The organism is Citrobacter sp. A316 (assembly GCF_002042945.1).
GTDB classification, from domain to species: Bacteria; Pseudomonadota; Gammaproteobacteria; order Enterobacterales; family Enterobacteriaceae; genus Citrobacter; species Citrobacter portucalensis.
Map to the genome: position 1 here is coordinate 76629 of NZ_MVFZ01000002.1, position 16092 is coordinate 92720.

Annotated in this window: 17 protein-coding genes; 6 read left to right on the forward strand and 11 right to left on the reverse strand. The window is 51.5% G+C overall.

From position 1 onward, the window contains the following. The first annotated feature begins 30 nt into the window (after positions 1-30). The 4 genes from BZK41_RS02415 to BZK41_RS02430 are packed head-to-tail and all read left to right on the forward strand — an operon-like array spanning position 31 to position 2885. On the forward strand, positions 31-609 hold the full coding sequence (locus BZK41_RS02415) for a fimbrial protein (RefSeq protein WP_079937058.1): 579 nt from the start codon (positions 31-33) through the stop codon (positions 607-609). Positions 610-634: 25 nt separating this feature from the next. Beyond that, positions 635-1198 carry a fimbrial protein gene (locus BZK41_RS02420; RefSeq protein WP_079937264.1) on the forward strand — a complete coding sequence of 188 codons (564 nt, stop codon included), beginning with the start codon at positions 635-637 and terminating at the stop codon, positions 1196-1198. A 14-nt stretch (positions 1199-1212) separates the two neighbouring features. Next, positions 1213-1809 (forward strand): fimbrial-like protein, encoded by a 597-nt coding sequence (locus BZK41_RS02425; protein WP_079937059.1) that lies wholly within the window; start codon positions 1213-1215, stop codon positions 1807-1809. Between the two features lie 11 nt (positions 1810-1820). Continuing rightward, on the forward strand, positions 1821-2885 hold the full coding sequence (locus BZK41_RS02430) for a fimbrial protein StkG (RefSeq protein ID WP_079937060.1): 1065 nt from the start codon (positions 1821-1823) through the stop codon (positions 2883-2885). 1 nt (position 2886) lies between these two features. Here the strand turns inward: BZK41_RS02430 and BZK41_RS02435 are convergent, their stop codons facing one another. From BZK41_RS02435 to BZK41_RS02450, 4 genes are all read right to left on the reverse strand, one after another. Then, complete coding sequence (locus BZK41_RS02435) at positions 2887-4116, reverse strand: polysaccharide deacetylase family protein (RefSeq protein WP_079937061.1); 1230 nt, start codon at positions 4114-4116, stop codon at positions 2887-2889. 61 nt (positions 4117-4177) lie between these two features. Beyond that, a complete protein-coding gene (locus BZK41_RS02440; RefSeq protein ID WP_079937062.1) occupies positions 4178-4618 on the reverse strand; it encodes a PTS sugar transporter subunit IIA in 441 nt (146 codons plus the stop codon). A 103-nt stretch (positions 4619-4721) separates the two neighbouring features. Then, positions 4722-5492 carry an ABC transporter permease gene (locus BZK41_RS02445; protein ID WP_079937063.1) on the reverse strand — a complete coding sequence of 257 codons (771 nt, stop codon included), beginning with the start codon at positions 5490-5492 and terminating at the stop codon, positions 4722-4724. After that, complete coding sequence (locus BZK41_RS02450) at positions 5489-6415, reverse strand: ABC transporter ATP-binding protein (protein ID WP_079937064.1); 927 nt, start codon at positions 6413-6415, stop codon at positions 5489-5491. Before BZK41_RS02450 ends, BZK41_RS02445 begins: the two co-directional genes overlap by 4 nt. A gap of 108 nt (positions 6416-6523) precedes the next feature. Between BZK41_RS02450 and can the strand changes: the two genes are divergently transcribed. Beyond that, positions 6524-7186 carry a carbonate dehydratase gene (gene can, locus BZK41_RS02455; protein ID WP_003018654.1) on the forward strand — a complete coding sequence of 221 codons (663 nt, stop codon included), beginning with the start codon at positions 6524-6526 and terminating at the stop codon, positions 7184-7186. Between the two features lie 69 nt (positions 7187-7255). On the opposite strand, the gene hpt is transcribed toward can, so the two are convergent. The 3 genes from hpt to cueO form a co-directional block, all read right to left on the reverse strand. Beyond that, on the reverse strand, positions 7256-7792 hold the full coding sequence (hpt, locus tag BZK41_RS02460) for a hypoxanthine phosphoribosyltransferase (protein WP_003018658.1): 537 nt from the start codon (positions 7790-7792) through the stop codon (positions 7256-7258). A 250-nt stretch (positions 7793-8042) separates the two neighbouring features. Then, complete coding sequence (locus tag BZK41_RS02465; RefSeq protein ID WP_079937065.1) at positions 8043-9698, reverse strand: methyl-accepting chemotaxis protein; 1656 nt, start codon at positions 9696-9698, stop codon at positions 8043-8045. A gap of 184 nt (positions 9699-9882) precedes the next feature. Continuing rightward, positions 9883-11499, reverse strand: a complete 1617-nt coding sequence (gene cueO / locus BZK41_RS02470) for a multicopper oxidase CueO (RefSeq protein WP_079937066.1) — start codon at positions 11497-11499, stop codon at positions 9883-9885. A gap of 153 nt (positions 11500-11652) precedes the next feature. Here cueO and BZK41_RS02475 point away from each other — a divergent pair, with 153 nt between their 5' ends. After that, complete coding sequence (locus BZK41_RS02475) at positions 11653-12000, forward strand: YacC family pilotin-like protein (RefSeq protein WP_003018667.1); 348 nt, start codon at positions 11653-11655, stop codon at positions 11998-12000. Between the two features lie 30 nt (positions 12001-12030). Here the strand turns inward: BZK41_RS02475 and BZK41_RS02480 are convergent, their stop codons facing one another. Genes BZK41_RS02480 through BZK41_RS02495 form a run of 4 tightly spaced genes read right to left on the reverse strand, consistent with a single transcriptional unit; the run spans position 12031 to position 16002 of the window. After that, positions 12031-12798: a DeoR/GlpR family DNA-binding transcription regulator gene (locus BZK41_RS02480; protein WP_048227081.1), complete on the reverse strand. Its 768-nt coding sequence runs from the start codon at positions 12796-12798 to the stop codon at positions 12031-12033. Between the two features lie 9 nt (positions 12799-12807). Then, the gene (locus BZK41_RS02485; RefSeq protein WP_008786220.1) at positions 12808-13791 is read right to left on the reverse strand and encodes a D-threonate 4-phosphate dehydrogenase; all 984 of its coding nucleotides are present in this window, start codon (positions 13789-13791) and stop codon (positions 12808-12810) included. After that, positions 13781-15052 carry a D-threonate kinase gene (locus tag BZK41_RS02490; RefSeq protein WP_079937067.1) on the reverse strand — a complete coding sequence of 424 codons (1272 nt, stop codon included), beginning with the start codon at positions 15050-15052 and terminating at the stop codon, positions 13781-13783. The genes BZK41_RS02485 and BZK41_RS02490 overlap by 11 nt, the downstream gene beginning before the upstream one ends. Further along, a complete protein-coding gene (locus BZK41_RS02495; RefSeq protein ID WP_079937068.1) occupies positions 15049-16002 on the reverse strand; it encodes a 2-keto-3-deoxygluconate permease 1 in 954 nt (317 codons plus the stop codon). Before BZK41_RS02495 ends, BZK41_RS02490 begins: the two co-directional genes overlap by 4 nt. Positions 16003-16092: the final 90 nt, after the last annotated feature.

Consider the following 16092-nt stretch of genomic DNA (forward strand, 5'->3'; position numbering starts at 1 on the left):
CCGTTTAGGGAAAAACCAATGAGAGTTTATATGAAGAAAACTTTTCTCCACCTCTCCATTGCCACTGTACTGGCAATGGGAATGTCAGGGGTCGCAAATGCGGCAGGGACTAATCTTGACGTTAACTTTACTGCGAACATTCGTGAAACTACGTGTGATATGAAATTGGTGGGTGGTACGGGTTCAGATACTCAGCAAACATTAACCATAGGTGATGGGAATGGCCAGGTTCGTTTTGATGATGTGAAATCAGGTAACGCTTCAGCAACGTTTAAAATTGCGGTTATCGAATGTCCGGAATCATTGCAATCATTAAAAACGACGGTAAAAGGTTCTGCATCTGGTTATCTTGCAACAGGATTAAAGAACCTTATTGATAAAGCGAGTGGTGGAAGTGATTTTTCCGCCATAGAAATAGCCCGTGCATCATCACCGACAGCGCCTTTCACCATTAACTCAACTACGGATGCAGAACGCCTGGTATGGTCTTCGACTGAGATTAGCAATAAAGAAGTTCCGCTTATTGCCACAATACGTGAAACCCAAACCGACAAGATGACTATTGGTAGCTTTAAAGCTATTGCAACGTTTGAATTCACTTATGAATAATATGCGCAGAATACGGAGCATGACCATGAACCTTAACTCAAAAATTATTGCCCTTTCCGTCTCTGCTGCTTTATTTTCAGGAATGGCTAACGCAGCAATTACCGGTACCAACAGTGTCGAAATGACTTTCCTGACTAATGTTGTTTCAGGAACCTGCACCGCTAAATTAGTCAACGGAGCTGGAACTGAAACAGCAGAGATTGGCTTTGGCGATGTGTATAAATCCGACATTGCAAATAAAACACGAGTAGAACCACTGAAAATTAAATTCAGCAACTGCTCTGGTGTGACCAAGGCAACCGTCAGCGCTAAACCAGGTGCAGGAGGTGGTTGTTCCGGTCCTAACTCGGATGGAGACTCTTATTCAGCGGGGCTCGCAACAGGATTTGAAGTGTGGTCTGGTTCCGTTGATACCGGTGTCATGTTGAGCTGTAAAACCCCTCCTTCCGCTCAAGAAGTCACAATTACCAGTGGCGCGGGTGAATTCCCGATGAATTCACGCCTTGTCGTTGCTAAAGACAGAACCATTGCCAATGTGGGAACGGGTTCAGCCCTGGCCCCCGTGACCTTTACCGTTACCTACCCGTAAGGCAGGCTATGTCGATGCAACAATTACCGTTTTCTCTACGCCAGCCCGGTCTTGTGTTGCTTATGGGGTTGGCTGGTGGACTGCAGCCCGGCGCAAGCCAGGCTGCAGGCGTGAATGTCAATTTGACGGCAAATATTGTTAACAGTACCTGTACATTAACCGTAGAAAACGGTGGGGAAATCTATCTGCCAACGGTAATGCGCAGTTGGTTTTATAATAGTGATAACAGTGACCGCTACTCACCTACCGATGAAGCGGGCGGCACGCCATTTAAGATTCATGTAGATAATTGTGACGATGGCACAAGCATAAAACAGCTGCAATTTCGTTTTTCGCCACAATCCGGTTTTGTCGATAACCAGAAGCAGGTGTTCAAAAACGATGCTCTCTCTGGCGCGGCACAAAATGTTGGCATCGTCATATTTTCTGATGCCTATAAGACGAACGTGTTAAACAACGATGGCAGTTCCAAAGTGATTTATAACGTTGACGGTCAGAAAAGTAGCAATTATCTGACGGACTATCAGTTTTACGCACGTTACCAAAATACCGGGGCCGTTACAGCGGGCACAGTAACCAGCAAAGTATTGCTTGATGTGAGTTATGAATAAAAGGATTTATCATGAAGTTATCTCCGCTATGGACCGTATTACTTTTGTGGGCCGCATCGGGTGCGGCTCATGCGGGAAAAGAATGTAAATTTTATAACGGCGACACCCGAGAAATTATGTCGCCAGGCACCCAGCCGGTCATCACGCTCCGCCCTCCCGTCTCCGAGCCAACCATTATTGCCAGCTCCATTATGATGGAACTGACCCCGCAAATGACCACTCACTGCACAGTAGGAGATGATGGTGAAAACATCTGGCAAATGACGGATAACGCGTTGCTGACGGGTTATACCGCCGATGGAAAGGCGCTGTTCAGAACCAATATTCCAGGTATTGAATACGCTATTGCTATGTATCCAACAGGGCAAGGCGTCATCGGTTGGTTTCCTGTAGATGCGGGAGCCTATTACCTGACCGGAAATAGCCATGATAACGAAGGTATGTTGAATGAGAAAACATGGCATGCGCGAATGGATATTTATCAAATGCCAGGTTTTACTAAGGTTCCTGCTGGTATTTCATTTATCAGCTCAGTGGGCGGCCCCATTGGCCATGTTTCCGTCGGTAGAACTATTGGCACCACCGAAGAAGACCATCCGCGTCCGCTGATTACGATTTCAGATATGCTGTTCAACATTCCGATTGTTGAACCCAGCTGTATCCTGACGGCACCAACTACCGTTGATTTAGGCGACTGGTTCAGAGGCGATGTGGAGAATGACAAAACGACAGAAGTCCCGTTTCAGATCGCTGGCTCTTGCGTAGGAACGGTTAAAGTTTCCGTCGTGGCAAAATCAGCAAATACAACGGCGGATAAAGGGTTGTTCACCAACGCCATTAAGAGCAACAGTGGCATCACCGCAGCAAAAGGCGTCGCGGTTAAAATTAGCTCTCCCGCCTACCCTCAGCTATATGCTGATGGCGCTCCTGAAGCTATTGCTACAGGGGTTATTGCAGGAGCCCCCGTCGATACTGTCAACGCCACCTATAAGGCTAAACTGGTAAGAACCGGAAGCGAAGCCGTCACTTCTGGCGTTTTCGGAAGTACCGTCACTTTCCAGGTCACCTACGAGTAAGCTACCCCTGCGGCTGATTGCTGATCAGCCGCGACATAGTCTCCAGCGAATCCGTTCTTAAGATGTACAAACGTTTCAATAAGAAAGGATTATCCCCCGGCTTAACCTTCCCTCTCACCGTGGTGACCGCCATGTGGAATCCCGCGTCGCCCGCCGCTTTTACCGCCGTGGCGTTATAGCCGCCAAACGGGTAAGACAGATACAGGACGTGAGGATTGAACTGGGACAACGCCCGGCGCGAACGGGCGAAATCAAACAGAATATTGTGATAGCTGCGGCTCAGCAGGATCGGTCGGTGATTGGCATCAACCCGATGTAAAAAATGGGTGTGCGACTGGAAGTCGAACACGTCCCTTATCTCGTTCAGTTCAGAGAGGCTCATAAACTGCAGTGATTTCGGATCCCACTTCTGCGGGTGACGCTTGATGCGTGAGGAGATGATAAACGCCGTGGCCTTCATACCGTACTGCTTCAGAATCGGGTAAGCATAACGACTTACCGACTTCAGCCCATCATCAAAAGTCAGCACCACCGCCCGCGCCGGGAGATTCATGTTGTTACGGATATAGCCTTCCAGTTGGTACATCGTCAACGTGGTATAGCCACGGTCCTGGAGCCAGGCCATCTGGTTACTAAAGGCGCGTACGGAGGTCGTCGTAGAGGTATGGCGAAAGCGGGTGTTCTCTTCATCGCGCAGAATATGGTGATAGGTTAACACCGGGATGCCGTTGTCTTCCTGCGCATCCAGCGCGCTGACATAAGCCAACCGGCCGCCGATGCGAATCTGGTACCAGGTCTGGTTGAGGCGGTCTTTAAGCTTGCTGATAACCGGATAGCGCAGATTATCCGCCAGCACACCAAACGGCGCGCTACCGACGTCTGGAGCGTTATAAACCGGCGTATCTTTCCAGGTTACCAGGCTTTGATTGCTAAGCGGTTTATTGAGATCGCCCAGGCCATCGTCGACTTTCTGCCGCCCCTGAACAGGCTCCAGATGCCCCTTATCAATAAACCCGGTCCCAAAACCAAAGGTGAATTCATAATAGTCTGCCGCAATTGGCTCAACGGCAAGGATCTGCCCGGCGCGAATATTCCCGACCGTCACCATCTTGTTACCAATCTGCGCCCACACAGCGGCTGCTTCGGTGGTTTGCATATAGCGAGCAGGCAAAGCCGCAGCCACGCTGCCAGAGAAAAGGAGCAACAAAACAAGCAGAACGCGTATAACCATCTGAGATAACCGAGGCGAGAAACCCCGGCTATTGTAGCAAAAGCATCATCAATACCAATGATTAATACTCATACAAATCATGCTTCAACACGAAGGGGGGATTTTTTTGTTGTTGATGCCAGAGGCTGGTGACTTCGGGGCCGCCAAGCGCGACGATGCAATCACGAAACGCAGAGCTGCTCATCGATTCCCGCGACGAAAGCATTCGCTCAAGCAAAGGATAGCTGATACCTGAAATCACTTCACACTTGGGATGTTTATGGCTCATTAACGACGCTACACGGTAAGGCGCGGCCCCGGCCATATCCGTCAGGAAGATCACGCCCTCGCCTGAGTCTGTAGCATGCAGGGCATGGCACATCATGCGACTGAGCATATTCGCGCTGAGCCCACGCCAAAAATTTACCGACTGGCATTGGACCAACGGGCCGTACTTTTTCTCCAGACGATATAGCATATCCTGTGCCTTATCGTCATGACAGGTAATTACCCAACCTAACATTGCCTACCTCCTTAGCAGGCAAGTAGTTTATCAGGGTGATAAATCGGTAATGGTGATAAGCATCAAAAGTCTTCCTCTCCCAGCCAGGGAGAGGAAGAAAGAATTAGCTACGCAGACCGCGTCCACGCTGAATCAGATACCAGCACAGCAAGTAAAACGCCGCGATAAACACCACCAGCACGCCAAATGTGGTAACCAGCGGAACATCATGAATCCCCAGGAAGCCGTAGCGGAAGCCGCTAATCATGTAGACAATTGGGTTCAGATGCGACAGTCCCTGCCAGAACGGTGGCAGCAGCGTTAACGAATAGAACACGCCGCCCAGATAGGTCAGCGGCGTCAGCACGAAAGTTGGGATCAGGCTGATATCGTCAAAGGTTTTGGCGAAAACCGCGTTCAGCAGGCCAGCCAGCGAAAACAGCACCGACGTTAACACCAGCGTGAGCGCCACAAAGACCCAGGAATGCACCTGGAACGGTACGAAGAACAGTGAAATAGCCGTGACCAGAATGCCTACGCACAGGCCACGCGCCACGCCGCCGCCGACGAAACCGGCGATAATCACGTGCGTCGGCACCGGGGCAACCAGCAGCTCTTCGATATTGCGCTGAAACTTGGCGCTAAAGAATGACGATGCCACGTTCGCGTACGAGTTGGTGATCACCGCCATCATAATCAGCCCCGGCACAATAAATTGCATGTAGCTAAAACCATGCATTTCGCCGATACGCGAGCCGATCAGGTTACCAAAGATAATAAAATAGAGCGTCATCGTAATGACGGGAGGAACCAGCGTCTGGATCCAGATCCGCATAAAGCGGTGGATCTCTTTCGCCCAGATGCTTTTCAGCGCAACCCAGTAAAGCTGCATCATGCGCGATCTCCTTGTTTTTCATGAACCAGAGAAACAAACAGTTCTTCCAGTCGGTTCGCTTTGTTACGCATACTCAATACCTGAACCCCCTGGGCGCTCAGCTGAGAGAAGACGCTGTTGACCCCTTGTTCACGCAGAACCTCCACTTCCAGCGTGGAAGTGTCAACCAGTCGGTACTGATAACCTTCCAGTTTCGGCAGCGGACTTTTTGGTGCCAAATCGAGGATAAAGGTCTCGGATTTCAGCTTGGAGAGCAGACTCTTCATCGAGGTATTTTCCACCAGCTCGCCGTGCTGAATAATGCCGATATTGCGACACAGCATTTCCGCTTCTTCGAGATAGTGGGTGGTCAGAATAATGGTGGTGCCTTTATCGTTTAAATCCTTTAAAAAGCCCCACATTGAACGACGCAGCTCAATGTCGACGCCCGCCGTTGGTTCATCCAGGATGAGTAATTTTGGCTCGTGCATCAGCGCACGGGCAATCATCAGACGCCGTTTCATCCCGCCGGAAAGCATGCGCGCACGCTCGTTACGTTTTTCCCATAAATCGAGCTGCTTTAAATATAATTCGCTGCGTTTGACCGCCTCTTTATGCTCAACACCGTAGTAACCCGCCTGGTTGACCACGATCTGCTGCACGGTTTCAAACGGGTTAAAGTTAAACTCCTGCGGTACCAGACCAAGCTGGCGTTTAGCGTTAACCGTATCTTTTTCGAGATCGTATCCGAAGACGCTCACCCGCCCGGAGGTTTTATTCACCAGCGAGCTGATTATCCCAATGGTGGTGGATTTTCCTGCGCCATTCGGTCCCAAAAGCGCATAAAAATCACCCGCTTCGACTTGCAAATCTATGCCGCGTAACGCCTGAACGCCACCGGGATAGGTTTTTTTAAGTTGTTGAAGTTCCAGAGCAATGGTCATGGTTTTTTACTTACCTTACGTTCTGACATTTTATATATAGTTTAATTAATGCTGGAGTTACCCTATATTAGCCCATCGAATTTATCTGGCTTCGGGTCGTACAACTCCATGAAAGACATAGATACACTCATCAGCAACAATGCACTATGGTCAAAGATGCTGGTAGAAGAGGATCCCGGATTTTTTGAAACGCTGACGCATGCCCAGAATCCGCGTTTTCTATGGATTGGATGTTCCGATAGCCGCGTTCCCGCTGAACGTTTAACCGGTCTTGAACCGGGTGAATTATTTGTTCACCGTAATGTTGCTAATCTGGTTATTCACACCGACCTGAACTGTCTCTCAGTGGTTCAGTATGCGGTGGATGTGCTGGAAGTGGAACATATTATTATATGCGGCCACTATGGATGCGGCGGCGTCCAGGCGGCGATTGAAAATAAAGAACAGGGGCTGATTGATAACTGGTTACTGCACATCCGCGATATCTGGTTCAAACACAGCTCACTGCTGGGCGAAATGCCGCAGGAACGTCGTATGGACACCCTGTGCGAACTGAATGTCATGGAACAGGTCTATAACCTGGGCCACTCAACCATTATGCGTTCAGCCTGGAAGCGTGGTCAGAAAGTCACTATTCACGGCTGGGCTTACGGTATTCATGACGGTCTGCTGCGCGATCTGGACGTCACCGCCACCAGTCGTGAAACGCTGGAGCAGCGCTATCGTCAGGGGTTGTCTAACCTGAGTCAAAAACACAGCAACCATAAATGATGTGACATTGCCGGGAGGCGGCTACGCCTTACCCGGCCTACAAACCTGCGCCATCAGACGCCTGCGGGATTACTCGTCCAGCAGCACCACTTTGCCGACATACGGCAGATGGCGATAACGCTGGGCATAGTCAATGCCGTAACCGACCACAAACTCATCTGGAATAGAGAAGCCGATAAACTCGACCGGAACATTCACTTCACGACGAGAAGGTTTATCCAGCAGCGTACAAATAGCCAGGGATTTCGGCTCGCGCAGGCTCAGAATTTCACGCACTTTAGATAGCGTGTTGCCGGAGTCGATGATGTCTTCGACAATCAGCACGTCCTTGCCACGGATGTCTTCATCCAGGTCTTTCAGGATTTTAACATCACGCGTGGTAGACATTCCGCTACCGTAGCTGGATGCCGTCATGAAATCGACTTCGTGAGAGACATGCACTTCACGGCACAAGTCCGCCATAAACATAAATGAGCCACGTAACAGACCAACCAGCACCATATCGCTGCCGCTGTCCTTGTAACGTTCGTTAATCTGGCGCCCCAGTTCAGCAATACGCGCTTTGATCTCCGCTTCCGGGATCATCACTTCAACAGTATGTTTCATAAACCCTATAACTCACTGATTTTTATCAGTTGACACATCATGCAGATCGAAAGAAAGCGCTTACGTTGATACACCGACTGACAGACGGCGACCCGCTCTAACCACAAAACTTGCGACAGCATACAAACAATTCAGTTGATGAAGTATACCAGTAAAGAGAGCGGGTTCCTCTGATAGTTCACAGGAGAACCCGTTTGCAGCGTTTTTTGTGCGCATATTAAGAAAAACCAGGGGCGCCGGCAGCCTGTAACTAAAACGTTTCCCAATGCGGGTCTTGTGGCGTACTCCCCGCAGAAGTCGCTCGTGGGGCATCCTTAGGTGGGTTTCGATGCTCACTGTTGGAGGCATCGCGAGTGATACGAAATGCTGCCACGGCCAGGCGTAACTGTTCAGCTTGTTGTTCCAACGAAGCGGCGGCGGCAGCAGACTCTTCTACCAGCGCGGCGTTTTGTTGTGTGACACTGTCCATCTGCGAGACAGCGAGGCTCACCTGCTCAATCCCCCGACTCTGCTCCTCCGAGGCTGAGGCGATTTCCCCCATGATGTCCGTCACGCGGGTGACCGCAGCGACAATTTCTTTCATCGTTTTACCCGCGTCCGACACCTGCTGAGATCCCATCCCCACGCTGTGAGTTGAGTTATCAATCAACGCTTTGATCTCTTTGGCTGCCTGAGCGCTACGACTTGCCAGGGTACGGACTTCACCCGCCACAACAGCAAATCCGCGTCCCTGCTCCCCTGCTCTGGCTGCCTCAACCGCCGCGTTGAGCGCCAGGATATTGGTCTGGAAAGCAATACTGTCGATGACGCTGGTGATCTGCGCAATTTGCTGTGAACTACCGGCAATTTCACTCATTGTGTGCACGACTGTATCAACAACCCGTCCACCACGCGCGGCAGTATCAGACGCATTCTTAGCCAGTTGAGTCGCCTGTTTCGCATTGTCCGTATTTTGCTTCACGGTCGCAGTAAGCTGTTCCATGCTGGCGGCTGTCTCTTCAAGTGAAGCAGCTTGCTGCTCAGTACGCGAAGACAGATCGTTATTACCTGATGAGATTTCCGCTGCGCCGCTATGAATCGATTCTGAGCTGTTACGCACCGACGTGACTGTCGAAATCAGCGACTGTCGCATTTCATCTAAGCCCGTCGCCAAACGCCCCATTTCATTACGTCCCTGGACGTCGAGTTGATGGGTCAGATCACCACGGGTAATAATGCGGATATGCTCCATGATCTGCGCCAGGGGTTTAAGCAGCATAAGCTGCAACCCACTCCAGATCATGCCCAGAACGATGAGCACAGCGACGACAATTGCCCCTAACGTCCATTGCATGCGGGTAAAGCTGTGCTGATTCTCCGCCGCCGCGTGCTGCAGCAGCGCGTTATTTTCGTTACGCCACTGGTCATAGCTGGCTTCCATCTCATCCTGCGCCTTCTGAGCATCAAGATCGCCATAGGCCTGATAATTATTCGCGCGCAGATACTCTATCGATAACGCCATCACGTCGTGCATCTGCCGATACTGTTTTTCCATTTCAGATGCAATTTGTGGATTCTGCCCCGACACCTGCGGCAATGACTGATAATGCGCGAAGTATCCCTCAGCCTTTTTCATCGACTCACTCGCCGTTTTTAGCAAAGTATCAATTGCCGCCAGTGAGGCCGGATCGCGTTGATTCTTTAAGAAACGAATTGCTACGCGGGTTACTGTTACCCGGGTTTTAATCAGCGTATTGACACTATCACTCAGATTTTCCTGTTGGGCATTCAGGGTGCCTGAGTTCTGGAAATTATGGCGATCATTGTTTACCGCAGAATAAAAAAAGCTTCCTGTCACGACCTGTAGCAAACAGAAAATGGCGAGAACCAGAAGAATACCGGTAATTACGCGCACATTTTTAATCATAGTATTTCATCCATTGAACTCACATTGGGTACCCAATAATTATCGGCTTCAAAGGCGATTACTTTATGTGCAATAGCAGAATTTGCAGGAGGAGGGAGTCGTGCGGTGAAACGCTGGAAAGAGACTGTGTCTTATCCGGCCTACGAGGGATTTCTGCAGGCCGGATAAGCACAGCGCGATTTATTTAGACGGTGAAGCCGAGCATCATTCCGGTATCTTCATGCTCTAACAGGTGGCAGTGCGCCATATAGGCATGCTCTTTTGGCGCGTCGTGGTCAAACTTCACCAATACCTCGCTCACGCCGCCTTCTACCCGCACCGTGTCCTTCCATCCCGCGCGGTGTGCGGCTGGCGCTTTGCCGTTCTCAGACAGAATGCGGAACTGCGTGCCGTGAATGTGGAACGGATGCAGCATCATGTCGCCCTGACCGGAAATCACCCAGCGTTCGTGCTGCCCTTTCGCCGCGGCAAACATCGGTTTATTCATATCAAACGCCTGACCATTAATCCGGTTGGCGTTATGGAAGTCGAATGATCCATGCTTCATATTGCCCATATCACCATGCTGCATATTCCCCATCTCACCGTGGTTCATATTGCCATGATTCATATTGCCGTGGCCCATATTGTCATTATTCATATGGCCCATCATCTTCCCATGATCCATCCCCGCCATGGCCTGAGCGCCGTATTTCTTCATCAGCATTTGCATGCCCATCATATCGAGCATCGGATCCATCGACAGCTGCAGCTTGCGCACCGTCAGACCTTCCAGTGACGGCAACGATGGCATGGATGTCAGAGAATCTGGCAGCGTGCCGGAAGCGGTAATCAGCAGCGGCTGAACGCGCATCACCGGGTGCGGCTTATCAAATGGCGCAATCGCCATCCCCATCTGGCTGACTGGAAGAGTGACCAGATCAAAAGCTTTGCCGTCACTGACATCCACCAGCACTTCAAAGCGCTCGCCCATCAGCATAGGAAGCTCGGTCACTTTTACCGGTTCCGCCAACAGTCCACCGTCGCTGGCAATGACGTACAAAGGACGATTATCGCTGGCCGCAATGTTCAGGGAGCGTGCGTTACAACCATTCAGCAGACGCAGGCGCAGCCAGCCACGCGGTGCGGCATGCTGAGGATAAATCGCCCCGTTGGTCAGCAGCGTATCGCCAAACCAGCCAACAGCGGCGGTCATGATGTCCAGTTGATAATCAACCTGCCCATCAGCAGAGAACTGTTTGTCCTGAATAATTACCGGTACATCATCAATACCCCACTGCTTAGGCAGCAGCAGCTTGCGAATCTCTTCATCTTCAATCAGCACCAGCCCGGCCAGTCCCATCGCCACCTGACGACCAGTCTTCCCATGCTGATGCGGGTGGAACCAGCAGGTTGCCGCGCGCTGATCCGGCGTGAAGGTCACTGAACGTTTCCCGCCCGCCGGGATAATGCCTTGCGGTCCACCGTCTACTTCACCGGGGATTTCCAGTCCGTGCCAGTGCAACGTCGTTTCTTCGGCAAGCTGGTTGTGGATATCCACGGTCACTGATTGCCCTTTATTCAGCTTGACCGCAGGTCCGAGTAAATTGCCGTTATATCCCCAGGTCGTCGCTGTTTTACCAGCAAAGCTCGACTGTCCGGCTTGCACCACCAACTGCATGCGATTAGATGCATCCGCGGTTAACAGGTCTGGAATGGGCAATGCAGGGCGGTCTGCGGCAAATACGCTCCGGCTCCACAGAGGTAACGCTGACGCGACGCCCAGCGCCACGGAGTACTTTAAAAAGTCACGACGTTGCATAATCACTTCCTTATATTCAGCAGCTTAAGCAGGCTATCTTTTAAGCATAAGCCTTCCCCTTACGGGAAGGTCAAGTGAACGGCTAATAATAAAGGTCGTCGCTTCGCTCGCAGTATGCTAACGTTTAAATTCCGTGATGCAGTGGTAGAAGCAATGAAGACGTTTTTCAGAACAGTTTTGTTCGGCAGCCTGATGGCCGTATGCGCAAACAGCTACGCGCTTAGTGAGTCCGAAGCCGAAGATATGGCCGATTTAACGGCAGTTTTTGTTTTTCTGAAAAATGACTGTGGATACCAGAATTTGCCTAATGGGCAGATTCGTCGTGCGCTGGTCTTTTTTGCCCAGCAAAACCAGTGGGACCTGAGTAATTACGACACCTTCAATATGAAAGCGCTGGGTGAAGACAGCTACCGCGATCTCAGCGGTATCGGCATCCCAACAGCAAAGAAATGCAAAGCACTGGCGCGTGACTCCCTGAGCCTGTTGGCCTACGTTAAATAATCTCCGGCACAACCACGGTTGATATTTCCGTTACTCTGGCTGTACCAGCGTCAGGGCAACGGATTGCGCTTTTAATTCAGTCTGCGCGTTTGGCGGTAGATTCACATCGGTAACAACATCGGTAAAGCGACTGAGCGGCGCGACATTAAACAATGAATGTGCACCGTACTTACTGCTATCCGCCAGCAATACCTTCCGTTGAGCATTAGCAATAATCTCCTGCTTTAATCCCGCTTTGTCTTCCGTTGGCGTGGTTACACCCTTTTCCATACTCCAGGTGTTACAACTCATAAAAGCGATATCGGGATAGACGCTACGCAACATTTTCCGGCCAAACTCACCAATACAGGACTGGCTGCTGTCATCGATACGCCCACCGACAATCGTCACCTCTATCTGACGGAATTCTGACAAAAACAGGGCAATGTGCAGATCAACGGTAATCACTCGCAGCGGTAAATGCGTCAGACATTTTGCCAGCTCCAGCATTGTGGTACCGGCATCAAGCACTACGGCATCGCCCGCACGCACCATTGAGGCGGCAAAACGCGCAATCGCCCGTTTCTCAGCAGGCGATCGCAGTTGCTTTTCGTTTGTGGTTGGCTGCGCCGCTTCAAAGCGTCGTAACGCAACACCGCCGTGGCTGCGGCTGATCACCCCCTGTTCATCCAGCTTGATGAGATCGCGTCTGATCGTTGCAGGGGAGGCGTCAACCGCGTCAACCAACTGTTCCACGGTTACCAGCGTATGATTTTTCAAATACGCCACAATCTTATCCAGACGGTGTTGCCCTTTCATAACAGTAAATTACGCCAGTTGCATTGCCAGTTTGATCGATACGGCCATGCTCTCAGATTTTGCTTTTCCCGTCCAGGCGATATCAAATGCTGTACCGTGATCGGCAGAGGTACGAATAAACGGTAAACCTGCTGTGATATTTACACCATCATAGAAACCCAGCAATTTCAGCGGGATATGCCCCTGATCGTGGTACATCGCCACCACCATGTCATACTGACCTTCATAAGCCTGTAAAAACACGGTATCCGGCGGGCACGGACCGTAAACATCCATCCCCTTCGCTTTCATATTCTCAATCGCGGGTCCGACAATACGAATTTCCTCATCGCCAAACAGGCCATTCTCTCCGGCATGTGGATTCACCCCCGCAACGGCAATACGCGGATGTGCAAAGCCTACGCGCTTCAGGAAGGTATCCGCGATACCAATCACCGTTTCGACACGTTGCCCATTGAGCGTATCAAGGAATTTGCGCAGAGCGATATGCGTCGAAACATGGATAACTTTCAGCTTATCGGTGTACAGCACCATCGCGTAATCACGACTTTCCGTCAGCGTTGCCAGCAGTTCGGTATGCCCGGGATAATTGTGTCCACCAAGATGCAGCGCTTCTTTGTTCAACGGCGCGGTCGCGATGGCATGCACATCCCCCTTCATCGCTAGTTCAGTCGCCCGCTTCACACAGCGATAGGCCAGATCGCCCGCCTGCGCCTGCACTGTACCCGGGACCAGTTCGTCAGGTTTCGCCAGCGGTTCATCAATCACATGAATCGTATCTGGCGTGAATCTGGCATCGGCGACCTGTTCGATAGCGCGAAATGTTACTCCGTCAGCCAGCCCCTGAGCCTGTAACCGCTGCAGCGTTTTTAGGCACCCAACCACCACCAGCGGTGCACCATTAAGTTCATCTTCGCGTAGTGCTTTAACAATAATTTCCGGACCAATCCCCGCCGGATCTCCCATCGTAATCGCAATTGTTTTAGTTACCACGGTACATCTCCTCAATAAAATACAGCGCATCGCAAAGGGTCGTATCAGAACCGAATCCGCCCGCTTTGGTAATTACCGGCAAGTCGTCAATCTCACTATTCACAAACGTTCCGCACGGAATACAGGGGGCGACCTCACTGTGGATGCGATACCCTTCGGCACCCAACGCACTGGCGACAGCCGTGGCAATATCGCCTCCGGTCAGGAACAAACCGCCGATACGTGCTTGTTCAATAATGCGTAGCGTTATCTCCCCAAGACGCTGACTCAGCAACTCTCCCAACTGCTGGCGACTCATCCCCACGTTGAAACACAGCGTGTCGATCATGTCCCGGTCTTCTGCACACCGACTGGTGCGTAAGATCGTGTGCTGCTGCTGGCTCAGTTGCGCGCAAGCCTGTTCAATAACAGAGTCCATTTCCTGTGCAAATGACGATGCAACCAACCGCGAGGCATCGATATCAACGACTTTTGCCCGGCCCTGACACACTGCTTTTTCCACCTGGCGTCGCGTTGCTTCACTCATTGAGCCAGCCACAACCAACACCGGTAATTCCTGTTTCTCTTGCATAAACGTTCCGGCCGGTAGCGCATTGGCAAGCCCCGCCGCCCCGACCAGTAGCGGCATCTGTTTTTGCTCACAGACAGCCTGAGCAATCAACGCGAGATCTCGCTCTTCCACTGCATCCACCACCACCATACATTCGCCTGCTTTTGCAAAAGCACTCAGCAGCGCACTCAAGCTTCCCCGGCGCACATCCGCCAGCGATACCTCATGTACAGGGATTTCGCTTTGCAGCGCGACCAGTTCAGCAATACGCGAAGAGTGAATAGGCGTTTTTGGATCGCTGGCGAATTCCGTTTCCAGCAGCGGCACACCATGGACCAGGCACAAGCCATCCTGCGTGGTGCGCCCGGCAGCAGGAATCGCCGCAGCAATCACAGCCAACGCCCGACCGGCTGTACGCATGGCTGCGGTGACTTCAGCCCCCACATTGCCACGGAATGTCGAGTCAATTTTTTTGTATACCAGCGGTGTTGTTACGCCCTCACACAATGGCGCTAACGCTTGTTGTACAGCTGTAGCAGCCTGCGTTGCCGGCATCGCACGGCTTTCTGTATTGATGACCAGAACATCGGCGCGGCGCGACGGTTTCTGCGCTGGGGTCAGCATTACTTCGGTACGCGCCCCTTTTTTCGCCAGCTGTACGCCGGTATCGTTAGAGCCCGTAAAGTCATCGGCGATAACGATCATTTTCATGCTTTCTTCTCCTGCACGGTCTGACGAGCCTGTCTTTTCGCGACCCACGACGTAAGAATTGGCGTCAGAATGGCGGTTGTAATGACTGACGCAGCGATCAGCGGCGCTGCCGCAGCGGCAACCTCTGCCAGCGAGGGATCGGCCTGTGCTATAGCCAGTGGCGTCGCGACGGCGTTCCCCGCCGTACTGGATGCCGCAGCACCAGCAATACCACTCCCGCCTACCAGACGATCGGCACGAATGTTAAAGAAGCCGCCCACAAAGGTGGTCAGCACGCCCAGCAGAATGCCCGCCAGACCGCCTTGTAGCAGCATTTCCAGGTTAATACCGGCTCCAAGTGCGAACGCAAAGAAAGGAATAAGCAGTGGACCGCCTTTGGTCAGGAAGTCACGCATATTGGCATCAAGGTTACCGAGGATCATGCCAACCGCTAACGGTACCAGAACCGCCACCAGCGCCATGACAGGAATGTTTGCCATACCCGCTGCGCCCAGCGCGATCATGGTAAAGAAAGGTCCGTCATTCAGAGACAAAATGGAGATCGCGCCGACATCACGTTCATTGCCAAACTCGCCAACCAGCGCCGCGTAAAGCCCGCCATTGGAGTTACTCATTGCCGCAATAATAGCGACGCCACTTAAGCCAAAGATGCCTTCCGCGCCAAACAGGTGTTCAACCCCGAGACCAATCGCAATCGCGACCAGTAACTTGGTCAGCGTAATCGTGCCGCCTTGTAGCAAAGCTTGCGGCGCCGCCTTTACGCTAATTCCCGCGCCCATACAGAGCAGGAACGCGCCAATCAAGGGAGCCGCGCCATTTTTAAATAAAGCAGTGGTGAATCCACCGATCTGCAACGCCTGCGGGGCAAAAGTGTTGATAATGGCACCGATAACCAACGGCACAACCATCATGCCGCCGGGTACGCGTTCTATTGCCTTCTTGATGTTCATGGTCTTCCCGCCTGTTGTCATGTTGTGATTAAAAAAAATCATAACGATTATATTCAATCAAAACAAGATCGCAAACGCGGCAGATCACAG

Bases quoted from the DNA above. Each gene is read 5' to 3' on its own strand.
- BZK41_RS02495 (WP_079937068.1), bottom strand. From the start codon at position 16,002: ATGAACATCAAGAAGGCAATAGAACGCGTACCCGGCGGCATGATGGTT.
- BZK41_RS02480 (WP_048227081.1), bottom strand. From the start codon at position 12,798: ATGAAAGGGCAACACCGTCTGGATAAGATTGTGGCGTATTTGAAAAAT.
- BZK41_RS02425 (WP_079937059.1), top strand. From the start codon at position 1,213: ATGCAACAATTACCGTTTTCTCTACGCCAGCCCGGTCTTGTGTTGCTT.
- BZK41_RS02420 (WP_079937264.1), top strand. From the start codon at position 635: ATGAACCTTAACTCAAAAATTATTGCCCTTTCCGTCTCTGCTGCTTTA.
- BZK41_RS02430 (WP_079937060.1), top strand. From the start codon at position 1,821: ATGAAGTTATCTCCGCTATGGACCGTATTACTTTTGTGGGCCGCATCG.
- hpt (WP_003018658.1), bottom strand. From the start codon at position 7,792: ATGAAACATACTGTTGAAGTGATGATCCCGGAAGCGGAGATCAAAGCG.
- BZK41_RS02415 (WP_079937058.1), top strand. From the start codon at position 31: ATGAAGAAAACTTTTCTCCACCTCTCCATTGCCACTGTACTGGCAATG.
- BZK41_RS02435 (WP_079937061.1), bottom strand. From the start codon at position 4,116: ATGGTTATACGCGTTCTGCTTGTTTTGTTGCTCCTTTTCTCTGGCAGC.
- BZK41_RS02445 (WP_079937063.1), bottom strand. From the start codon at position 5,492: ATGATGCAGCTTTACTGGGTTGCGCTGAAAAGCATCTGGGCGAAAGAG.
- BZK41_RS02465 (WP_079937065.1), bottom strand. From the start codon at position 9,698: ATGATTAAAAATGTGCGCGTAATTACCGGTATTCTTCTGGTTCTCGCC.
- BZK41_RS02490 (WP_079937067.1), bottom strand. From the start codon at position 15,052: ATGAAAATGATCGTTATCGCCGATGACTTTACGGGCTCTAACGATACC.
- BZK41_RS02450 (WP_079937064.1), bottom strand. From the start codon at position 6,415: ATGACCATTGCTCTGGAACTTCAACAACTTAAAAAAACCTATCCCGGT.
- BZK41_RS02440 (WP_079937062.1), bottom strand. From the start codon at position 4,618: ATGTTAGGTTGGGTAATTACCTGTCATGACGATAAGGCACAGGATATG.
- can (WP_003018654.1), top strand. From the start codon at position 6,524: ATGAAAGACATAGATACACTCATCAGCAACAATGCACTATGGTCAAAG.
- BZK41_RS02475 (WP_003018667.1), top strand. From the start codon at position 11,653: ATGAAGACGTTTTTCAGAACAGTTTTGTTCGGCAGCCTGATGGCCGTA.
- cueO (WP_079937066.1), bottom strand. From the start codon at position 11,499: ATGCAACGTCGTGACTTTTTAAAGTACTCCGTGGCGCTGGGCGTCGCG.